19 protein-coding genes are annotated in these 16,539 nt (G+C 60.6%); 7 read left to right on the plus strand and 12 right to left on the minus strand.

Features of this window, described 5'->3' with window-relative positions; translation table 11 throughout:
• Positions 1-1,218 carry a nicotinate phosphoribosyltransferase gene (gene pncB / locus BLU48_RS12750; protein ID WP_043049528.1) on the minus strand — a complete coding sequence of 406 codons (1,218 nt, stop codon included), beginning with the start codon at positions 1,216-1,218 and terminating at the stop codon, positions 1-3.
• Positions 1,219-1,229: 11 nt separating this feature from the next.
• Positions 1,230-1,877 carry a nicotinamidase gene (locus tag BLU48_RS12755; RefSeq protein ID WP_057022624.1) on the minus strand — a complete coding sequence of 216 codons (648 nt, stop codon included), beginning with the start codon at positions 1,875-1,877 and terminating at the stop codon, positions 1,230-1,232.
• Between the two features lie 145 nt (positions 1,878-2,022).
• Between BLU48_RS12755 and BLU48_RS12760 the strand changes: the two genes are divergently transcribed.
• Positions 2,023-2,715, plus strand: a complete 693-nt coding sequence (locus BLU48_RS12760; protein WP_057022625.1) for an NUDIX hydrolase — start codon at positions 2,023-2,025, stop codon at positions 2,713-2,715.
• A gap of 39 nt (positions 2,716-2,754) precedes the next feature.
• On the opposite strand, the gene BLU48_RS12765 is transcribed toward BLU48_RS12760, so the two are convergent.
• A complete protein-coding gene (locus BLU48_RS12765) occupies positions 2,755-3,528 on the minus strand; it encodes an L-iditol 2-dehydrogenase (protein ID WP_057022626.1) in 774 nt (257 codons plus the stop codon).
• An 18-nt stretch (positions 3,529-3,546) separates the two neighbouring features.
• Positions 3,547-4,857 carry an ABC transporter substrate-binding protein gene (locus tag BLU48_RS12770; RefSeq protein WP_057022627.1) on the minus strand — a complete coding sequence of 437 codons (1,311 nt, stop codon included), beginning with the start codon at positions 4,855-4,857 and terminating at the stop codon, positions 3,547-3,549.
• Positions 4,858-5,068: 211 nt separating this feature from the next.
• On the opposite strand from BLU48_RS12770, the gene BLU48_RS12775 reads away from it, so the two are divergent.
• The 3 genes from BLU48_RS12775 (at position 5,069) to BLU48_RS12785 (ending at position 8,160) form a co-directional block, all read left to right on the plus strand.
• Entirely contained in the window at positions 5,069-5,992 is a 924-nt protein-coding gene (locus tag BLU48_RS12775) for an AraC family transcriptional regulator (RefSeq protein WP_057022628.1), read from the plus strand.
• 171 nt (positions 5,993-6,163) lie between these two features.
• Positions 6,164-7,114, plus strand: a complete 951-nt coding sequence (locus tag BLU48_RS12780; RefSeq protein WP_057022629.1) for a nucleoside-specific channel-forming protein Tsx — start codon at positions 6,164-6,166, stop codon at positions 7,112-7,114.
• Positions 7,115-7,128: 14 nt separating this feature from the next.
• A complete protein-coding gene (locus tag BLU48_RS12785; RefSeq protein WP_057022630.1) occupies positions 7,129-8,160 on the plus strand; it encodes a purine-nucleoside phosphorylase in 1,032 nt (343 codons plus the stop codon).
• 48 nt (positions 8,161-8,208) lie between these two features.
• On the opposite strand, the gene BLU48_RS12790 is transcribed toward BLU48_RS12785, so the two are convergent.
• The 6 genes from BLU48_RS12790 to BLU48_RS12815 all read right to left on the minus strand — a co-directional run bounded on the left by BLU48_RS12790 (position 8,209) and on the right by BLU48_RS12815 (position 11,541).
• Positions 8,209-9,168: a quinone oxidoreductase family protein gene (locus tag BLU48_RS12790; RefSeq protein ID WP_057022631.1), complete on the minus strand. Its 960-nt coding sequence runs from the start codon at positions 9,166-9,168 to the stop codon at positions 8,209-8,211.
• Between the two features lie 28 nt (positions 9,169-9,196).
• Positions 9,197-9,370, minus strand: a complete 174-nt coding sequence (locus BLU48_RS12795) for a DUF1427 family protein (RefSeq protein WP_082636635.1) — start codon at positions 9,368-9,370, stop codon at positions 9,197-9,199.
• Positions 9,371-9,439: 69 nt separating this feature from the next.
• Positions 9,440-10,216, minus strand: coding sequence for an AraC family transcriptional regulator (locus BLU48_RS12800; protein ID WP_057022632.1), 777 nt, complete (start codon positions 10,214-10,216; stop codon positions 9,440-9,442).
• Positions 10,217-10,332: 116 nt separating this feature from the next.
• A complete protein-coding gene (locus BLU48_RS12805) occupies positions 10,333-10,503 on the minus strand; it encodes a metallothionein (protein WP_043049518.1) in 171 nt (56 codons plus the stop codon).
• Between the two features lie 89 nt (positions 10,504-10,592).
• Positions 10,593-11,048: a DMT family transporter gene (locus tag BLU48_RS12810; protein WP_057022633.1), complete on the minus strand. Its 456-nt coding sequence runs from the start codon at positions 11,046-11,048 to the stop codon at positions 10,593-10,595.
• A 4-nt stretch (positions 11,049-11,052) separates the two neighbouring features.
• Positions 11,053-11,541: a DMT family transporter gene (locus tag BLU48_RS12815; RefSeq protein ID WP_046072207.1), complete on the minus strand. Its 489-nt coding sequence runs from the start codon at positions 11,539-11,541 to the stop codon at positions 11,053-11,055.
• Positions 11,542-11,657: 116 nt separating this feature from the next.
• Here BLU48_RS12815 and BLU48_RS12820 point away from each other — a divergent pair, with 116 nt between their 5' ends.
• The 3 genes from BLU48_RS12820 (at position 11,658) to BLU48_RS12830 (ending at position 13,465) form a co-directional block, all read left to right on the plus strand.
• A complete protein-coding gene (locus BLU48_RS12820) occupies positions 11,658-12,590 on the plus strand; it encodes a LysR family transcriptional regulator (RefSeq protein WP_057022634.1) in 933 nt (310 codons plus the stop codon).
• A gap of 141 nt (positions 12,591-12,731) precedes the next feature.
• Positions 12,732-13,091, plus strand: coding sequence for a type II toxin-antitoxin system Phd/YefM family antitoxin (locus BLU48_RS12825; RefSeq protein WP_225924326.1), 360 nt, complete (start codon positions 12,732-12,734; stop codon positions 13,089-13,091).
• Positions 13,088-13,465: a type II toxin-antitoxin system VapC family toxin gene (locus tag BLU48_RS12830; protein ID WP_057022635.1), complete on the plus strand. Its 378-nt coding sequence runs from the start codon at positions 13,088-13,090 to the stop codon at positions 13,463-13,465. The genes BLU48_RS12825 and BLU48_RS12830 overlap by 4 nt, the downstream gene beginning before the upstream one ends.
• A 27-nt stretch (positions 13,466-13,492) precedes the next feature.
• On the opposite strand, the gene BLU48_RS12835 is transcribed toward BLU48_RS12830, so the two are convergent.
• Together BLU48_RS12835 and BLU48_RS12840 are read right to left on the minus strand one after the other, a co-directional pair.
• Positions 13,493-14,812, minus strand: a complete 1,320-nt coding sequence (locus BLU48_RS12835) for an Nramp family divalent metal transporter (protein WP_046072204.1) — start codon at positions 14,810-14,812, stop codon at positions 13,493-13,495.
• A 42-nt stretch (positions 14,813-14,854) separates the two neighbouring features.
• Entirely contained in the window at positions 14,855-16,408 is a 1,554-nt protein-coding gene (locus BLU48_RS12840) for a DUF726 domain-containing protein (protein WP_057022636.1), read from the minus strand.
• Positions 16,409-16,539 lie beyond the last annotated feature (131 nt).

The raw sequence follows: 16,539 nt of genomic DNA on the forward strand, positions 1-16,539 counted from the left end.
TCACACCTCCACATTGCCGACATTGAATACCTGCGCCGCGTACTGCAAAAACGAGGCGTCTTCGCAAACGTTCTTGACCGGGTCATCGGAGAACTTCACCACCGGTTCGCCGTGGACCCGCACCAGTTTCATCACGATGCTCAGCGGCTCCACACCTTGCACATCACACGCCAGGCTGGTGCCCATGCCAAAGCCGAACCTGGCCTTGCCACGGATGTGGCGCAGGATCGGCAGGCATTTTTCGAAGTTCAAGCCATCGGAGAACATAAGGTCTTTGGTCATGGGGTCGATGCCAAGTTCCTTGTATCTGGCCAGCACCTTGTCGGCCCAGGCGATGGGGTCACCGGAATCCTGGCGCAGGCCGTCGTAGAGCTTGGCGAAGTACAGGTCGAAGTCCTTGAGGAAAAAATCCGTGCTGATGCAGTCGGTCAGGGCAATGCCCAGGCGGCCACGGTACTCGCGCACCCAGTTTTCCAGCGCGGCATTCTGGCTTTCACGCAGGCGCCCCAGCTGCTGGTGCACCATCAGCCATTGGTGGGCCATGGTACCGATCAGCGGCAGGTCGAACTCGTAGGCCAGGTGCGCGTTGCTGGTGCCGACAAACTGGCCGGGAAAGTCGCGACGCATGATGTCTACGACTTCGCGCTGGGCCTTGAACGACAAGCGCCGGCGGGTAGAGAAGTCAGACACGCGCAGGTCGGCCAATTCATCGCGGCTGAGGTTTTTTTCCAGCCAGTCGAATTTCTGGTAGAGCTTGCGGGTGACGTCCTCCAGAGTGACGTCGGGGTATTTGTCACGGTTGCGCAATTCGCTGACCAGGGCCAGGACCGGTTGTTCGAACATGATGCAGTGCAGCATTGGGCCGATTACGCGGATGTTGAGCTGGCCGTCGACCTCACTGACGTGGATATAGCGCAGGTTGAAGCGGAACAGGCCGAGGAAGCGCTCGTAGTCCGGGGTGAGGTATTCGCGAAAACGCGGGTTGAACAAAAAGCGCAGCTCACCTTCGCGCATGTGCAGGCCGGCGAGTTTTTCCAGCTCGTCGCGCAGCTGCGGGATCAGGTGCCCGAGTTTTTCCCTGGAGCGCACGATGAAGTTGTATTCCACATCGACATTGGGGTGCTGGTGCAACACCGCCTGCATCATGGTGAAGGTGTAGTAGTCGGTATCGAGCAGGCCCTGGATCACTGGGGATTGCTTGTCGTATGCACTTTCCATGGTGGGTCTCCTTAACGCGCGGCCATCGCGGCCAGTTCTTCGCGGGTACTGCTGATGACAGCACCGGCCTTGAGCAACTCATTCACGGCCTGTACACCGCCCTCCTCACTGATGCTGCGGCAGGCCGGCAGGTGCAAGACGACTTGCAGGCCAGCCTTGAGCAGTTGCAGTGCGGTGGTCTTGACGCAGTAGTCCAGGGCCAGCCCGCCGACGATCACGCGGGCGACGCCCTGGGCCTTGAGGTACTCGATCACCCCGGTGGACAGCTTGTCGTGCAGGTCGTGGAAACAGGCGCCGTAGGGGTGCAGGTCGGGTTCGACGCCTTTCCAGATGAAGTAGTCGTAGTCATAGGGGCTGGGCAACTCGTCGAGCAAGGTGAAGCCCTCGGTGCCCGGCACGCAGTGGCTGACCCAGGTGACATCGGCGTGGGCCAGGCCGGTGGGTTGCAGCATCTCGCTGTGCTGCGCTACCACCCAGGGCGCGTGGGGCGTGTGGGCGTCCTTGCTGCCGATGCGATGGCCGGCGAGGCTGGCCATGTAGTTGAGCTCGGCACCGATGCGGTCGCCACCGGCCACCGGCAACTCATTGGGGCACAGCGGCGTGAAGCTTTTCTGGGCGTCGACGTCGAATGAAGCGACAGCGGTTTTAGCAAGGGTCATGGCGATTCTCCGGTGGCCTGGAAACAAAAGTACACGTCATGTACTTTCATGGCAAGAAACATTTGTTTATTTAGGCGCAGGTCAGTTCATGACATATCTGTTCGATCCGTTAGACTATGCCGGCCACTGTTGATAAGGACCTGTCATGCCACTTAGCGCCTACCTGCACACCGTCGATCTCTGCGTACTGTGCTACTGCCGTGCCGCTGCAGAATTGAAGCTGCTGCTGAATGAACGCGAAGCCGAGCCGTTCGCCGGGCATTGGGCACTGCCGGGTGTGGTGGTGAACGGCGACGTGCAAGACCTGAGCCTCAAGGATGCGGTGGAACGCTTGCGCGCCAGTGACAAGGTCGGCCTGGACCTGGCCTGGAGCGAACAGGTGGGCACGGTGGGCGACGCGTTTCGCGACCCGCGCTGCTGGTCGTCGTCGACTTACTACCTGGCAATCGTGGCGGATGAAATGGAGCTGGGCGAGAACCAGGGCTGGTTTTCATTGAATGCGGTGGCCGATGGCAGTATCAAGCTGCCATTCGATCACAACAGCATAGTGGCAGCCGTGCATGAGCGGCTGTTGTCGAAGTCGCTGTACAGCAGCTTGCCGCTGATGTTCCTGGGCCATGAATTCAGCGCGCCGGAAGCGACTACGATCTTCTCCCTGGTGCTGGCGCGGCCGGTATTGAAGACCAGTATTCGCCAGCGTCTGTTGAAACTCGTGGAGGCGGGGTATCTGCGCGAGACGGGGCGCAAGAAGAACGGCGAAGGCGGCCGCCCCCAGGCGACGGTGGAAAACTTGAAGCCTGGGGCGGTTTACTTCTTTGATCGAAGCTTTGCTGACTGACGTTCTTGCAAGAACAGCGATGGGTAAATCCGCGGGGCTTTAGTTCATCCAGTTACCGCCATCGACGTTGTAGGTCTGGGCCACCACATAGTCGGCTTCCTTCGATGCCAGGAAGATCGCCATGCCGGTCAGGTCTTCAGCAGTCCCCATCCGCCCAAACGGCACCTCATCCCCTACCCGCTTTTTCTTCTCGCCAGGCGCCAGCCCTTCATGCCTGGCGAACAGCGCATCCACCCCATCCCAGTGCTCGCCGTCCACCACGCCCGGGGCGATGGCATTGACGTTGATGCCCTGCTTGATCAGGTTCAGCCCCGCCGATTGCGTCAGGCTGATCACCGCTGCCTTGGTCGCGCAATAGATCGCCACCAACGGCTCGCCACGCCGCCCCGCCTGGCTGGCCATGTTGATGATCTTGCCGCCATGCCCCTGGCGGATCATCTGCCGGGCGGCGGCCTGCAAGGTGAACAGGGTGCCGGCAACGTTGATCGAGAACAGCCGCTCAAAGCTGTCGCGGGTGATGTCGACGATGGGCGCCAGGTCGAACAGTGCTGCATTGTTGATCAGGATATCCAGCTTGCCGGCATGGGCCACCACCGTGGCGATGGCAGTGTCGATGGATGCCTGGTCGGTGACGTCCATCGCCACCGCATAGGCTTGAGGCCCAAGTTCGGCTGCTGTAGCCCGGGCCCGTTGCAGGTTGATATCGGCAATGGCAACCGTGGCGCCTTCGGCGATGTAGGCCTGGGCAAACGCACGGCCAATGCCCCGCGCCGATCCGGTGATCAGCGCACTTTTACCTTCGAGTCGTTTCATCGGGATGTCCTGTCAAAGTTATTTCGGGTAGCCGGCGCGTTTCATCTCGCGTTCGGTGCTGGCCTGCGCCTGCTGCAATGCCTGCTCAACCGACATACCTCCGGTGAGCGCCGCCGAGAACAGCTTGCCAACGGAGGTACCGATGGCCTGGAACTCGGGGATGGTCACGTACTGGATGCCCACGTACGGCACGGGTTTGACCGACGGGTGTGCGGGGTCGGCGTGCTTCATCATCTCCAGGGTCACCTGGGCAAACGGTGCGGCCTGCAGGTACGCCGCGCTGTAGGTGGACTGGCGGGTGCCTGGCGGTACGTTGGTGACACCTTCTTTCTCGGCGACCAGCTGGATGTAGGCCTTGGATGTCGCCCAACTGATAAACGCCTTGGCGGCATCCTTGTGCTTGGAGGTGGCCGGGATCGCCAGGGACCAGGCATAGAGCCAGGACGAGCCCTTGTCGGTGACTTCGGTGGGGGCTGCGGCGAAGCCTACGCGGTCGGCGACTTTGCTCTGGCTGGTGTCGGTGGTGAAGGAGCCGGCGACGCTGGCGTCCACCCAGATCGCACACTTGCCGCTGTTGAACAGCGCCAGGGTCTCGTTAAAGCCGTTGCTGGAAGCGCCCGGCGGACCGTATTGCTTAAGGGTGTTGACGTAGAAGTTGGCGGCCGCGGTCCATTCGGGGCTGGTCAGCTCGGGCTTCCACTGCTCGTCGAACCAGCGCGCGCCAAACGCATTGGCCATGGTGCTCAGCAATGCGATGTTTTCGCCCCAACCGGCCTTGCCACGCAGGCACAGGCCGTACTGGTCTTTGTCCTTGGCGGTGAGTTTGGCAGCGAATTCACCCAGTTCGGTCCAGGTCGGATGTGAGGGCATGCTCAGGCCGGCTTGCTTGAACAGGTCGGTGCGGTAGTAGGTGACGGTGCTTTCGCCGTAGAACGGCAAGGCATACAGGGTATTGTTGACGGACAGGCCCTGGCGTACCGAGGGGAAGATATCCTCGATGTCATAGTCGGCCGGTAGTTGGGTCAGCGGCTCCAGCCAGTGCTTGGCGCCCCACAACGGGGTTTCGTAGGTGCCGATGGTGAGCACGTCGAACTGCCCGCCCTGGGTGGCGATATCGGTGGTGAGGCGCTGGCGCAGCACATTTTCTTCCAGCACCACCCACTTGAGCTGGATATCCGGGTGCTGCGTTTCGAACACCTTGGATAGACGTTGCATACGGATCATGTCGCTGTTGTTGACCGTGGCGATGGTGACGGTTTCAGCGGCATGGCTGGGTATGGCCAGGGCCAGGCCGGTCAGCAGGAACAGTGCTTGCGGTAGCTTGAGCATGGCGGTTTCCACCTGTTGTTTTTGTTGTCGAGCCCCGATTACAGCAGCTTGGCCTGGCCCTCACAAACGCCTGGCGAATCAGCGACTGATACTTTTTTAACCTCGGGCCCAGGATCAAAAAAGTATCAGTGCCAAGTGAAACCGGGAGTAGCGCGCTGATTGCCAGTGCGCGTATTTTTAAGGCCATTGCATACCTACAAGAGGCATCAGCATGCCCGTCAGTCGCGTCCAACTGTTTGAGCACCGCCCTGCCGAACTCGAAGTGATCCTGCCCGAACCGCAGCATTGCTTTCGCTGGTTCGAACATGACTATCCCTATGAGCTGGCGCGCTGGAACCATCACCCCGAATTTGAAATCCACCTTATCCGCCAAGGCAGCGGCAAGCTGGTGGCGGGTGACTATATCGGTGCCTTCAGCGCCGGGCACGTCGCGCTGATCGGCCCTGACCTGCCCCACGACTGGATCGGCGACCTGGCCCCCGGCGAATACCTGAGTGGCCGCGATGTGGTGCTGCAATTCGACGGCACCGCCCTCCTTGCCCTGCGCAAGGCCCTGCCGGAACTTGGTGATTTACAGCCGCTGTTTGAACAGGCCCGACGTGGCGTCGAATTCACCGGTGAGGCGGCGGTTAACGCCGCCAGGCTGATGGAAGCCATCGGCAGCGCCCATGGCCTGCAACGCCTGATCCTGTTCCTGCAACTGCTCGATATCCTCAAACATGCCCCGCCCTCACAGGCCAAGGCCCTGGCCAGCCCATGCTATGCGCCGACCCTGGATGCGCGCAGTGCCGAACGCATCAACCAAGCCTTCGATTATCTGATGCGCGAACTGACGGGGGATGTGCGCCTGTCGGACATTGCCCGGCAACTGGAGATGAGCGAACCGGGCTTCTCACGCTTTTTCAAGCGCAATACCGGCCACGGCTTTATCGACCTGATGCGCAAGTTCCGCGTGCAGCGCGCCTGCCGGTTGTTGTTGCAAAGCCAGATGTCAGTGGCGGATATCTGCTTTGAGGTGGGCTACGCCAACCTGTCCAATTTCAACCGCCACTTTCGCATCGAAATGCACCAGACGCCGAGCGAATACCGGCGGCAGACCGCACTGCATCTATTCAATCCAATCGCCAAGGTCTGAGCCTGCTGGTTTTCTGACCAAACCGTCGGCTAATTCGCTTTTTTTCCAAACAGTTCAAGCCATTGAGGAAAGTTGGTACAGCCTGTGCAAACGTTTGCGGAACGAACTTGCGCACCAAGTTCACCCTACCCGCCAAATCGGGCTCCAACCGCGTACGAATAAGGATTTTCAATGCACCCCACCTCAAGGCCCCGCGTTTGCTTCGGTGTTTCCTTGCTACTGGCCGCCGTTACGGGAGTACTCAGTGCACCCATTTTGGCGCAGGAAAAGCCCGTCGATGACTCAGCACAGGGCGAAGCCCTCAGCCCTGAGGCCAACCCGCCGGCGAAAAAAGGCGCTTATCTCTCGGAATGGTTCAATCAGGACCTGACCCTGATCGGCAGCAAAGACATCAGCTTCGGCCCCAAGCCCCAGGACGACGTCTACCTGGAATACGAATACTTCGGGCGCAAAGGGCCCTTTGAGTTGTACGGCTATATCGACGTACCGAAGATCCTCACCATCGGTAACAGCAATGACAAAGGCGTGTGGGACCATGGCTCGCCGGTGTTCATGGAGCATGAACCGCGGATCTCCATCGACTACCTCGCGGGCCGTAGCCTGGCGATTGGCCCGTTCAAGGAATGGTATGTGGCCTTTGACTGGATCTACGACCATGGCAGCAATAAGGAAAACCGCGCCAACACCCTGTACAGCGGTCTGGGCACCGATATCGAGACCCACTCGCGGGTCAACCTGTCGGCCAACTTCTATGGACGCTACCAGTGGGAAAACTACGGCGCCAGCAATGAATACTCCTGGGACGGCTACCGTGCGCAAATGAAGTACATCGTGCCCATCAGCAAGTTCGACAATGGTGCTTCACTCACTTATATCGGTTTTACCAACTACGATTTCGGTTCCGACCTGCACAAGGACAACCCGGCGCGCACCGCCAATTCCCTGGTGGCCACCAACGTGCTGCTGTACTCATTCACTCACCTGCGTTTTACCTTGGTGGGACGTTACTTTCATAACGGCGGTAACTGGGAGGACGGCAGCGAGTTGAATTTTGGCGAAGGCAACTTCCGCGCTCGCTCCGACGGCTGGGGTTACTACGCCGGCGTGGGCTACCAATTCTGATCAAGGAGCTATAGATGAAAGCACTTACCCGTGTCTCGCTGGCCGTCGGCCTGGCCCTGCTGCCCCACGTGGTGCTGGCGGACAACCCGGCGCCGATCAAGCCCAAGGTGATGTTGATCGCGATGTTCGCCCCCGAGGCGCAAACCTGGATCGACCGCCTGGAGCTCAAGCAAGAAGTGCGCGTGCCGGGCTTGTCTGCCGACTATCCGGTGATTCGCTGCAATACCCAGGACGTGTGCCTGCTGGTGACCGGCATGGGCCAGACCAATGCTGCCGCGTCGACCCTGGCCCTGGCCCTGTCACCCAAGTTCGACCTGCGCCAGAGTTACTTCCTGATCGCCGGGATCGCCGGCATCAGCCCCAAGCACGGCACCATCGGCACTGCAGCCTGGGCTCATTACCTGGTGGAATTTGGCACCCAGTGGGAGCTTGATTCCCGGGATGCGCCCAAGGATTGGCCGACCGGTTATATCGGTATCAACACCAAGGGGCCCAACGAAAAACCACCACTGGACTACAAGACCGAAGTGTTCGAGCTCAACCCCAAGCTGCAAGCCAAAGCCTTTGCCTTGTCGCACCAGGTGGAGCTGACGGAAAGCAAGGAATCGGCCGCCTGGCGCAAACACTATCCTGCCGCCCCGGCCAACCAGCCACCACAAGTCACGCGCTGCGACACCCTGGCGGGCAACACCTGGTTTTCCGGCACACGCTTGAGCGAACGCGCCGAAGTCTGGACCAAATTGCTCACCGACAATAAAGGCGAGTACTGCACCACCCAACAGGAAGACAACTCCACCTATGAAGCGCTGCTGCGTGCCAGCCGCGAAGGCTTGGTGGATATCCAGCGCCTGGCCGTAGTACGCGCGGGCTCCGACTTTGACCGGCCTTACCCGGGTTACAGCGAGGTAGACAACCTGCTCAAGTATGCGGACCAGGGCGGCTTTGTCCCGGCACTGGAAAACCTGTATCGCACGGGCAATCCATTGGTCCAGGCGATTGTGAAGGATTGGTCGACGTGGGAAAAAGGCGTGCCCGAGGTCGAGTAAAGATCTAAATGTGAGAGGGAGCTTGCTCCCTCCCACATTTGATACGGTTTACGGCAGGAAGATTATTTTATCCGGGCTGCCGCTGTTCACTTGCTCATAGCACTCAACTGCGTCTGCCAACGCTACTTCGCGCAAGCCGGTCGGCGCCGGCAACAAGCCTTCATCAAAGAACCGCCCGAACGCCTCCAGCATCACCGCACATTGCTCACAGCTATAGAGCAACGAATTGACTCCCACCACCGACCCACCCTTGCGGTACAGCGCCAGGGCCGGCAGTTGCACGTGACCGTCGACCGGTGCGGCAATAATCGCGATACGCCCGAACGGCGCCAACCCCGCCACCGCAGGGGGAAGCCAGAAACCGGTGGTGTCGAAGATCACCTCAGCGCCGCCCTCGAACACCGCATGCACCTGGGCACCGAGTGCTTCCGGCTTGCCCAGGCCAATCGCGTCAACCCCTTGCGCCCGGAATGCCTCGACCTGATCAGCCTTGCGCACCGCCGCCACTACCTGGGCGCCGCGAATCCTGGCCAGCGCCAACGCCGCACTACCGACGGCACCATTGGCGCCAATCACCAGCAAGCGCGTGCCCTTACCGACACCGCTGCGCTCCAGGGCATCCCAGGCGGTGGTATATGGCACACCCAGGCTGGCGGCTTGGGCAAAGCTCAGGTGACTGGGTTTATGCGCCACACCTGTGGCTGATACCCGAAGGTATTGGGCATGGGAGCCGTCAGCAAAAAAGCCCAGGTCACGACCGGTGCCCCAGACCTCCTGGCCGAGCAGCGCTTGCGGGCCTTCCACCACCACGCCGGCAAAGTCACGCCCGGGAATGCGTGGCAACGTGGTGTAGGGAAAACGGCCGAGTACATTCTTTACGTCGCTGGGGTTCAGGCCCGCGGCTTTTACCTGAACCAGTACTCCATCGGCAGCCGGCACGGGCATGGCCACATCGACCAAATGCAGGTTGGCGAGGTCGCCAGTGGCGCTAAATTGCAGTGCTTTCATCGGGGGCATCCGTCGAAGGGAAGAGGAATCAGGACGACCAACCGCTGAGCAGCTGCCGCCCCATGGGCCAGAGCTTTTCGCCGAGCAATATGCCCATCAGGCCCACCAGGGCAATGGCTGGCGGCGCGGGCGAGCGGAAATCCAGCGCGCCGTAGATCACGCCGACAAACAGGCCGATGGCCAGGGAAATCAGATAGTTCATGGAGGCTAGACCCAGTTGATTGATGGGCTCAGCTTAAAGCGCGCCTGCGGTCGGCATCGGCCAAGTGCTTCAGGATTTCGGCCAACCCGCGTACTGCGAAGGCGATACCCCCAGTTCCCTGCGGAACATGTCGCTGAAACTGCTCGGCGAATAACCCAGGCCGCGGGCAATGCCGCTCACCGACTGGCCCTGGACCAGCTCCGCGGCTGCCGTCGCCAACTGTACCTGGCGCCGCCACTCGGCAAAGCCCATGCCCAGGTGATTCTGGAACAGCCGTGCAAGGGTGCGCACGCTGGCGCCTGCTGCCTCGGCGTGCTGCTCGAATGGGATCTCCAGGGAGGGCGCAGCCATGACCGCCTGGCATACGCTGATCAGCCGACGATCCGCCGCTACCGGCATGGCGATGCGAATTGGCGAGCGGCGTGCGCGTTGCAGCTCCAGCAGAGCCAGGCCGACGACCGCTTCGTAGTAGCCGGCATCGCCGTGATCGCCTTGTTCGACCAACGTCACGATCAATTCACGCAACAACCGGCCTACTTCGATGACCTGCACCTGGCTGTCCAGCGTCGCCGCCAATGACGGACGCAGGTAGATATTGCGCATTTGCAAATCAGAGGCCACACGGATCCCGTGCTCCATCCCCGGCGGCAACCACACGGCGCGCTGGGGCGGCACCACCAGGGCTTCGCGGGGCGTCTCGACCCACATTACACCGCTCATGGCATAGAGCAACTGGCCCCAATCGTGGCTATGGGGCTCCACGTATAACCCACGCGGATAGGTGCGCGCCAACGGCTGCACAGGGACGGCGTGATTACTGAGGTCGGGCGGCGCGGCCAGGGCCATGGCGGGTACACATTAATCGAAGACAGGTGAGCATGGTAAAGACTCACCGCCGACAAGCGAACTGTTTTAACTCACCCTGCAGGCACCGGGTTGACCGGGCCTGCAGGTCGAACACCTCAGGTGTGAGCCGACTTGGCACACTCGCAGCCCGTCGCGGCGGCGCAAGGCTCACCATGGGCATGGTGCTCGGCACAGCCCTGGCAGCAATAACCTTTACCGTCCTTCATGATCGCATCGCTGCCCAGTACGCATTTGCAGTGTGGGCAAGCACAGGTTTGATCTGGCATGGTCAGACTCCTTTTTCATGGTCGTCGCGATGCGGCGAACACCGCACCTTAAGCAGTGACTACGCACACGACGCCAAGGTTCAGCGCCATCAGTCGGCCGCGCGGGTATTGCTGCGATACATGAACACCAGTGCCAGGGCCAGGCAGAGCATCGCCACGATGCGGCTTCCTGATAATTCGATGGCTGGGTTGCCCAGCCAGCCGAAGTTGTCGATCAACATGCCCATGCCCAACTGCCCGACAATCACCGCCACCGTGGCGACAGCCGTGCCAACCACCGGCACCGCGCCGACCATCACCAGCATGTACACCACATCGAACAAGGCGCCGGTCAATTGCCATTTCGGCACGTCCAGCAGGCTGACGGCCTGGGCCGGCTCGAAGAAAAATATCAACAACGCCGTGATGAGCGCGCCAACGGCAAAGGTCAGCAGGCTGCTGCGCAACACCCCAACCGTCTGGCCCAGGCGCCCATTGATCGCGGCCTGCACACTCAACACCGCCCCTGCCGCAATCACCACCACCAATAACAGAATCAGATTCATCGTCTTACCCTCGTGCAATCAGGACCAATGCCGCCACAATCAACGCCAGCGCAATCCAGCGTTCGCCATTGACGCGCTTGCGTGCCGTGCCGAACCAGCCGAAGTGGTCGATCAACACACTCTTGCCCACCTGGCCGGACAGGATCGCAATCATGGTCATGGCGATACCGATGTGAGGCGTGGCGAGTGTGAGCACTACCACATACATCGGCCCCAAAAATCCGCCGATCAATTGCCAGCGCGGCAGCTGGGTAAAGGCCGGGCCCTGCTGCGGGCCGCTGAACAGCAGCAGCAGAAGCAGGATCGCCGTGCCGACGCCGAAGATGCTCAAGGTCGCCCACAAATGCCCGACCTGCGCGCCCAACGGCCCAAGCAATCCGGCCTCCACCGACAGCCCCATGCCCGCCAGGATCACCAACGGCAACAACAGCAGCCGTAGGAGGTTTTTATTCGGCCTGGCCTGCGCCATGCCCTCGATAGTGCGTGCCTGCATACATCACCTGCGTATCAAGAAAAGAACATGGCGCGCATTATCCGGTGGCCGCCCTGTGCGATAAATGGGAGTATACGGACAACACCTTTGCGCAATACGCACAGCCTGGAGGCATGATGCAGGGCTTGAATGAACTGAGCTTCAAGGCGCTGCGCCTGTTCGTGGCCGTGCTGGACCAGGGCAGCTTTTCCGAAGTGGCCCGCCGCGAGGGCCTGGCGCCCTCCTCCATTTCACGGCAGATCCAACTGATGGAACAGGCCCTCGGCCAGCAATTACTGTATCGCCATACCCGCGCCGTGAGCCCCACCGAAGCCGGACGCCTGCTCGGGCGGCACGCGCGTCTGGTATTGGAACAGTTGGAAATGGCGAACCAGGCCCTGCAGGAACAGGACAACGAGCCCAGCGGGCTGGTGCGGATCAACGCGCCGATGGTATTCGGCCAGCGCCACCTGTCTCCCTGGCTGGGCGCGTTGTGCCGGCGCTACCCAAAGCTGCAACTGGATATCCAGCAAACCGACACCTTCGTCGACCCGCTGCAAGATGGCACCGACCTGTTGTTCCGCATTGGCGTGCTCAATGACTCCGGCATGCAGGCACGCATCTTTGCGCCCCAGCGCTTTCGCATCGCCGCCAGCCCCGCCTACCTGGCGCAACACGGCACGCCGCGCCACCCCGACGAACTGGCCCACCACCAATGCCTGGCCTACAAAGGCATCACCGGCCAGCAGCGCTGGTTCTTCCGCCACGGCCAGGGCGACTGGACACCCTACAGCGTCAAGGGCCCGATTACCGGCAACCACGCTGACACCCTGACCCACGCCGCCGAACAGGGCCTGGGGCTGGTGGTGTTTCCTTCCTGGTTGATTGGCGAAAGCCTGCGCGCCGGCACCTTGCAGGCCGTACTGACCGACTATGAAGTCGCAACGACCCTGGAGCCTCAGCAGATTGCTGCGTTGTGGCCAGGCAGCCGCAGGCTGTCGTTGAAGGTGCGTACGGTGATTGATTATTTCGTGGAGTGTTTTGGGGCGGTGCCGTATTGGGATCGGTGACCCCTGGTACGCTCCAGACACGCCACTGGTGAGGGAAATTTCCTCGTAGGAAAAGTAGGCACGTTCTGATTTTACGGGCCAGTATTTTTGGGCACGGTGCGTTGGGGCACACTTTGGCGAATTCTTTTTTGGAGAGACGCCATGGATGTCGTGTATTACAAGCCATCACGTGCCGAACGAGCGGCCTTGACCAGTGGTCGAGCCGTCTTTGATAGCGCCCGCAGTTTTGGCTATATTTGGCCAAAACACGGGGAAGACCACATGATTACCGTTGCGTTGGGTGAGGCAAAAAACAATCTGTCCAAGCTGGTCGATGAAGCCGCCGCCGGCAAAGTCATCACCATTGCCAAGCATGGCCGTGCAATGGCACAGCTTGTGCCCATCGGTAAATCCAAGGGCCGGCGAATTGGCGCAATGAAGGGGAAGCTGGTCATCCCTGACGACTTCGACGCACCGCTGCCCAGCGATTTGTTGGATGCGTTTGAGGGCAGTCCTTCATGAGACTGCTGCTGGATACCCATATCCTGCTGTGGGCACTCAACGATGACCCCAGACTATCTGGCAAAACCCGCAAGCTGATTGAAAATGCCGCAGACGTCTACGTCAGTGCGGCAACATTCTGGGAAATGGCAATCAAAGTTGGCGTTGGAAAGCTTTCCGTAGACCTGGATGAAATCCGTGAGTATTGCCTGGAAAGCGGTTTCGTCGAACTCCCCATCACCTCGGAGCACGCCATTGCAGTCAAGGATCTCGAACATCATCACAAGGACCCTTTCGATCGGCTGATTATTGCAACCGCGATGAGTGAACCAATGAAGCTACTAACAGCCGATCCGCAGGTTGCCCAGTACACATCCTTAGCAATGTTGGTTTAGGTCATACCCCAGTAGCGCTATGTCCAATCAAAACAACCATTGCCCAATCAACCATGCATTCGCCCCACTGATCACCGCGAACAGAAACCATGCCAACAGCCGTGTGGGCAGCCGGTTGACGAACGGCCCCATCAATTGCTTGTCGCCGGTCATGCGGATCAGCGGGTACAGCGCAAAGGGCAATTGCAGGCTCAAAACCACCTGGCTGAGGATCAACAGCTTTCCGATAGCATCGTCACCCATCAGCCACACGCCGAGGAACGCCGGGATCAGCGCCAGCCCGCGAGTAATCAGGCGTCGTTGCCAGCAGGGTATGCGCAGGTTCAGGTAGCCCTCCATGATCACCTGCCCGGCAATCGTCCCGGTAAAGGTCGAGCTCTGCCCCGAGGCCAGCAAGGCGATACCGAACAGGATGCTGGCAAAGGCGCCGCCTACGAGCGGGTCGAGCAGGTGGTAGGCGTCCTGGATTTCCACCACATCGGTATGGCCGGTCTTGTAGAACGCGGCAGCGGCCAACACCAGGATCGCCGCGTTGACCAGCAAGGCCAGGGCCAGGGAGCCGATGGTGTCGATACGCGCCAGCTTGACCGCATCCTGCTTGCTGGCCAGGTCTTTGCCGACCAGGCGGGTTTGCACGATGGAGGTGTGCAGGTAGAGGTTATGGGGCATGACCGTAGCACCGAGGATACCGATGGCCAGGTACAGCGGAGCAGCGTCGCTGATGGCCGACAATGACGGGGTGAAACCGCTGAGTACATCAGGCCAATAGGGCTTGATCAGCACCAGCTCGATAAAGAAACACACGCCGATGGTCGCCACCAGCGCCAGCATGATCGCTTCCAGGCGGCGAAAACCGCGGTTTTGCAGGGCCAGGATCAACAGCGTATCAAAAGCGGTGATGACGATACCGGTGGTCAGCGACACGCCAAGCAACAGGTGAAACGCCAAGGCGCAACCGAGCACTTCGGCAAGGTCGGTGGCGATAATGGAAATTTCCGCCAACAGCCACTGGGTACGTGATGAGCGCTTGCTGTAGCGCTCACGGCACAGTTGCGCCAGGTCTTTGCCGGTGGCGATACCCAGGCGCGAGCACAGGCATTGCACCGCCATGCCCGCCAGGCTGGCCAGCAGCACCACAAACAACAGGCTGTAGCCGTAGCGAGACCCGGCTTCGATGGCGGTCGCCCAGTTGCCAGGGTCCATGTAGCCGATGGAGATCAACAGGCCGGGGCCGGCGAACATCAGCATCCGTTTGAAAAACGATGCCTTGGGGTCGACGATGACGGAGCCGGCCACTTCCGGCGGGCAGAACGGGGCGGTAGCGATTTTCGGCAGGCTGAATTTCACGCGGTATTCCAGGCAAATACACAAGACTTGGGCAGCAGCTTATCAGTCGGACGCGACCGTGCGCATCACCGTATCCCGCGGCAAGTCGAACGCCTCCACCACTTGCACCACCAGGTCCAGCTCCTGGTTCAGCGCTTCGCGTTCCATGCGCTGGCGAATCACGCCGATCACCAACACCGCCAAGGTGGTGATCGAATACGCCGGGCCGGAAAACGCCCGGACACCGCTGACCAGCAGCATCGCCGCGGCCAGCGCCTGGCCCACCAGCGGAATCGCGGTGGCCGCACCTCGGCGCAGGATAAACCCGGTCAGCCCGGCCAGCGCGGTGCCGCTCAAGGCGGTGGTGGCCGAGCGGCCCACATCGAAGCGGGTGAACAGGCCCTGCTCTTTTTGCGCCGCAGCCTTGAGCTCGGCATCGAACGCCTGGCGATCGGCGCGGCTGAGCTTGTCCTTGTACTGCTCGATGAGCTTTTCTGCGACCTGCCCTTCGATATCCGCCAGCGCCACGCTTTCAAGCGCTGCGTCGAACTTGATGCCCAAGCGTTGCGCCACATCTTCAGCAATCTGGCGATAGCCCACGCCATGGCCACGGGCCAGGTTCATAAAGCTGTCGCCACCCATGCGCTGCAACTCGATGGCCAGCTTCAGCGGTTCGCGCACGCTGGCATCAATGGAGGCACTGCGTTTTTGCGCCATCAGCTCGGCAAGAAACTTCAACTCTTCCGACCGCGCCTGCACCAGTGCCGGGTACAGGTCCCCATCCTCCTCGGCAAAACGCACTTCACTGCTGCGCAGGTCGGCGCGGATCAAACCGCGCCGCTCCTGCAGCAGGTCGGTGTATTGCACCACCGTCTTCAATTGCGGCCAGTAGGCTGCATGATCGAAGCTGGCCAGGTGCACATTGGTGACCTTGGTCTTCAATGCCGGCGTTACGTCAATGGCATAACGGCCGATACACCGTTCGGTATCCGGCTTCATCGCCAACGCCCAGTCCTTGCTCGAATGACAGTTGATCAGCCGGCCCTTGAGCGGCGCCGACACGTCATCCCAAGGGCTCGACGTACAGATCGCCCCGCCCATCAGCAACAGGTTATTCAACGGCAGTTCACGGGCAATCTCGGGGCTGGCCAGCAGACTCTTGACCAGGATACGTGCACCCAGGGAATGGCCGATCAGATTGATGCGCCGCACCGGCAGAGACTCGGCGTGCAGGTAGCCGGCCAGCTCGGGCAACAAGGTCTTGGCCACCTCATCGACCCGCGCTTCGACACTTTTGTAATGGTCAAGAAAATACGCAATCGCCTTGCCCACCCCTACCGTGGCCGCACCCAGGCCGCCACCGCCGAGCATCGAGGTGATCACATCCTTGAACGGTGCAAACAGGTTTTCCAGGAAATGCCCAGCCGGCCAGAACAGCATCAGGTTGGTCGAGCCTTCGATACCTGCCAGTTGTGCCTTGAAATTGCCCAGTTGCTGGCGGTTGAAGAAGGCCGAGTAACCGTGAACATAGAGATTGAGCACATCCCCCTGGGGCTCGCCACACAGCACGAACGTGGGCTTGCGGGTGCGGTGCATTTCATCCCACTGGTGTTGCATGGGCCGGTGACTCCTGGTGGCAAGGGATGGCGATAGTAACAAACCGGGCCGAAAAGGAAGGTGAATCCTGACCAGCGTTCGGCCACATCAGAACAAGAGTGCCGCCTTGGACCTGCCCAGGCAGCGCGTTG

Source organism: Pseudomonas synxantha, from assembly GCF_900105675.1.
Lineage (GTDB): Bacteria > Pseudomonadota > Gammaproteobacteria > Pseudomonadales > Pseudomonadaceae > Aquipseudomonas > Aquipseudomonas synxantha.

Excerpts from the sequence above, each read along its gene's own strand:
- pncB (WP_043049528.1), bottom strand. The coding sequence starts at position 1,218 with ATGGAAAGTGCATACGACAAGCAATCCCCAGTGATCCAGGGCCTGCTC.
- BLU48_RS12755 (WP_057022624.1), bottom strand. The coding sequence starts at position 1,877 with ATGACCCTTGCTAAAACCGCTGTCGCTTCATTCGACGTCGACGCCCAG.
- BLU48_RS12760 (WP_057022625.1), top strand. The coding sequence starts at position 2,023 with ATGCCACTTAGCGCCTACCTGCACACCGTCGATCTCTGCGTACTGTGC.
- BLU48_RS12765 (WP_057022626.1), bottom strand. The coding sequence starts at position 3,528 with ATGAAACGACTCGAAGGTAAAAGTGCGCTGATCACCGGATCGGCGCGG.
- BLU48_RS12770 (WP_057022627.1), bottom strand. The coding sequence starts at position 4,857 with ATGCTCAAGCTACCGCAAGCACTGTTCCTGCTGACCGGCCTGGCCCTG.
- BLU48_RS12775 (WP_057022628.1), top strand. The coding sequence starts at position 5,069 with ATGCCCGTCAGTCGCGTCCAACTGTTTGAGCACCGCCCTGCCGAACTC.
- BLU48_RS12780 (WP_057022629.1), top strand. The coding sequence starts at position 6,164 with ATGCACCCCACCTCAAGGCCCCGCGTTTGCTTCGGTGTTTCCTTGCTA.
- BLU48_RS12785 (WP_057022630.1), top strand. The coding sequence starts at position 7,129 with ATGAAAGCACTTACCCGTGTCTCGCTGGCCGTCGGCCTGGCCCTGCTG.
- BLU48_RS12790 (WP_057022631.1), bottom strand. The coding sequence starts at position 9,168 with ATGAAAGCACTGCAATTTAGCGCCACTGGCGACCTCGCCAACCTGCAT.
- BLU48_RS12795 (WP_082636635.1), bottom strand. The coding sequence starts at position 9,370 with ATGAACTATCTGATTTCCCTGGCCATCGGCCTGTTTGTCGGCGTGATC.
- BLU48_RS12800 (WP_057022632.1), bottom strand. The coding sequence starts at position 10,216 with ATGGCCCTGGCCGCGCCGCCCGACCTCAGTAATCACGCCGTCCCTGTG.
- BLU48_RS12805 (WP_043049518.1), bottom strand. The coding sequence starts at position 10,503 with ATGCCAGATCAAACCTGTGCTTGCCCACACTGCAAATGCGTACTGGGC.
- BLU48_RS12810 (WP_057022633.1), bottom strand. The coding sequence starts at position 11,048 with ATGAATCTGATTCTGTTATTGGTGGTGGTGATTGCGGCAGGGGCGGTG.
- BLU48_RS12815 (WP_046072207.1), bottom strand. The coding sequence starts at position 11,541 with ATGCAGGCACGCACTATCGAGGGCATGGCGCAGGCCAGGCCGAATAAA.
- BLU48_RS12820 (WP_057022634.1), top strand. The coding sequence starts at position 11,658 with ATGCAGGGCTTGAATGAACTGAGCTTCAAGGCGCTGCGCCTGTTCGTG.
- BLU48_RS12825 (WP_225924326.1), top strand. The coding sequence starts at position 12,732 with ATGGATGTCGTGTATTACAAGCCATCACGTGCCGAACGAGCGGCCTTG.
- BLU48_RS12830 (WP_057022635.1), top strand. The coding sequence starts at position 13,088 with ATGAGACTGCTGCTGGATACCCATATCCTGCTGTGGGCACTCAACGAT.
- BLU48_RS12840 (WP_057022636.1), bottom strand. The coding sequence starts at position 16,408 with ATGCAACACCAGTGGGATGAAATGCACCGCACCCGCAAGCCCACGTTC.